This window comes from Methanosarcina sp. A14, assembly GCF_001729375.1.
GTDB lineage: Archaea > Halobacteriota > Methanosarcinia > Methanosarcinales > Methanosarcinaceae > Methanosarcina > Methanosarcina barkeri.
Window position 1 is genome coordinate 1 of sequence record NZ_LZPK01000334.1, and the last position, 2,586, is coordinate 2,586.

Sequence of the window (2,586 nt, forward strand, 5' to 3'; positions counted from 1 at the left end):
AACTGCATTTAAGGGAACTGTGCCTTTTAAAGACTTGGGGGGTAAGAGTTTGAGAAACATAGTTATAGACGAATTAAAAGCATCTGAAGTTTACCGCCAGAGAGTTGAGGTTGTAGAAAGAAAAGGGTTGGGGCATCCGGACTATATCTGTGATGCCATAATGGAACAAATTTCAGTAAAGTTGAGCCAGAAGTACCTTGAGACTTTCGGGAATATCCTGCACTACAATATAGACAAAGGCATGCTTGTTGCAGGGGAAGTGGAGGGAAAATTGGGGGGAGGCAGAGTTGTAAGCCCTATGAGACTTATAATCGGGGACAGGGCTACTTTTGAAGCGCAGGGGATAGAAATCGATGTTCCCGCGCTTGCTGTCAATACGGCGCAGCAATGGCTCCGGGATAATATCCGCTTTGTGGATCCTGAAAATCTAATATACCAGATCGAGCTAAAAAGAGGTTCTGCAGAACTTACGGATATTTTTAGCAGGGGAGAAAAGATCCTCGGGGCAAACGACACTTCTGCAGCAGTTGGATATGCCCCTCTCAGCCCCACCGAGAAGCTTGTTTTCGAATGCGAGAGATACCTTAACTCAAGAAAGTTCAAAAAGGAATATCCGGAATCAGGAGAAGACGTAAAAGTTATGGGGCTCAGGCATAGGGAAGATATGCATCTGACCGTTGCAATGCCGCTTGTTGATAGGTTTATTGAATCAGAAGAAACCTACTTTAAGAAGAAAATCGAGTTGAACAACCGGATTGAGGAATTTACTGCCGGGTTTGCAGAAAAAGCAAGGTCTGAATTTGAGGGCTGCATGTGTCTGAAACCGACAGTTTCTCTTAATACTCTGGACATTCCGGGCAGGGGGCTGCAGGGGATTTATACCACGGTAACCGGTACTTCTGCGGAAGATGCAGATGGCGGGCAGGTAGGGCGTGGAAACCGCGTAAACGGAATAATTCCGCTAAATCGTCCTGTTAGCAGTGAAGCTGCCGCAGGTAAAAATCCTGTAAGCCATACAGGAAAGGTTTACAACCTTCTTTCTCACAGGATTGCAGCGCGGATCTATAGTGAAGTGCCTGATATCTCCGAAGTTTATGTCTGGCTTTTGAGTGAAATCGGAACTCCAATCGACCAGCCTCAGATTGCAACTGCCCAGCTCATTATGAAGAAAGGATCTGCGAGCGAGGTAGAAAAAGAAGTGGCTGAGGTAATGGAAAAAGAGCTTGAGAATATACAGGCATTCTCCATGGAACTTGTTGCAGGAAAATGCCCTGTATGCTGAGAAAAGTTTTATCCGGGAAAAATTACCCCGGCAATAAAAGCAATGAGCGCAAAGAACATTGCGATCTTGAACATTTTTGAAGATTTCGTAGGATTGTTGCGAGCAAGAAGCTGGTAGATCGCTGCAAGAAACCCAAGGTCTGCCAGAAGAACAAAGTAAAGATAATGCAGGCCAAGTATCGACAGACGGTAAGGAAGAGGGCTAAAAACGACGGCCAGAAAACCTATGAGTGCTGCAAGGTAACTTGCTTTTTTTGCCCCGACTCGAAGAGGTAGGGTATCTGCCCCTTCCATTTTATCGCCTTCCATATCTTCAATGTCCTTTACAATTTCCCTGGCAGTAATCGCAAGGGCTGCAAGCAGGAAAAGCACAAAAAGAGCTTTGAGTCCTTCAAGTCCAAAAACTGAGGCTCCAAATAAAAAACTTGAGCCGGTAAGGTAGCCTATGCTCATGTTTCCCAAAAGAGGAGTGCCTTTGAGTGTTTTTGCGTAGAAAATTAGCAGTAGTGAATTAAATAAGGCAATAATCCCGCAAATTAAGTTGATTGAGAAAGCCAGAAGCGTCCCGAAGGCAAATAGGAGATAAGAGAAATAAAGGGCTTCTTTTAATTTTATTCTGCCTGATGGAATCGGCCTCTCAGGGCGGTTTATTGAGTCTATCCTGACATCAAAATAGTCATTAATGGTATTTCCTGCGCCTGAAATCAAAAATACAGCTAGTAATATAAGGACTGAATAAAATAAAGGGAATTCTCCAGGACTATAAGAGCTGGAGGCATTAGATGCCAGGATATTAAAAGCTATCAGTGTTCCGATTATAGCTGCAAAACTTGCCATGAGACAGTTTTCGTATCTCATAATCTCCAGATATGTGCGTACGCTTGCAGACATCACAACAAAGCAGTATTATAAAGTATTAAAGGTATCGGATTTTCTTGCCTGAGTTCCGTCACCCGAGTTCCGTCACCCGAGTTCCGTCTCGGGAGGACGGTGCCCTTTTCGCTCACTTCGTTCGCTCAAGAGGGCTGAATCATTATGAAGATAATAAGTTGAACCAAGAGGATCTACTTATGGGCAAGAAAGGCTACATTCTTAATGATCCCAGAAGGGTGGATTTACTCAAACTTCGTTTTGGGTCACCCAACGGGTGCGATTGCAAGTCTTTTTAATAAAGGCTTGACCGCAACCCTTTTTTATAAAGGCTTGACCGAAAACCCCGAGAAACGGTTGAGTTTGAAAGCCTTATCCTCAAATTTTATCCAACGTGATAAACCGGCGCAACGATTTTGGCTCAACGGTTGCTGG

General features: G+C 44.2%; 3 protein-coding genes. 2 read left to right on the forward strand and 1 reads right to left on the reverse strand.

The features are described from left to right. Window positions 1–1,282, forward strand: a 1,282-nt coding sequence (locus tag A9239_RS14270; RefSeq protein WP_255361959.1) for a methionine adenosyltransferase, incomplete at its 5' end; no start/stop codon positions are given. A gap of 8 nt (window positions 1,283–1,290) precedes the next feature. On the opposite strand, the gene A9239_RS14275 is transcribed toward A9239_RS14270, so the two are convergent. Further along, complete coding sequence (locus tag A9239_RS14275; protein ID WP_048154778.1) at window positions 1,291–2,172, reverse strand: geranylgeranylglycerol-phosphate geranylgeranyltransferase; 882 nt, start codon at window positions 2,170–2,172, stop codon at window positions 1,291–1,293. A gap of 204 nt (window positions 2,173–2,376) precedes the next feature. Between A9239_RS14275 and A9239_RS19960 the strand changes: the two genes are divergently transcribed. Beyond that, on the forward strand, window positions 2,377–2,586 hold a 210-nt coding region (locus A9239_RS19960; protein ID WP_218104622.1), incomplete at its 3' end, for a hypothetical protein.

Bases quoted from the DNA above. Each gene is read 5' to 3' on its own strand.
- A9239_RS14275 (WP_048154778.1), bottom strand. From the start codon at position 2,172: ATGTCTGCAAGCGTACGCACATATCTGGAGATTATGAGATACGAAAAC.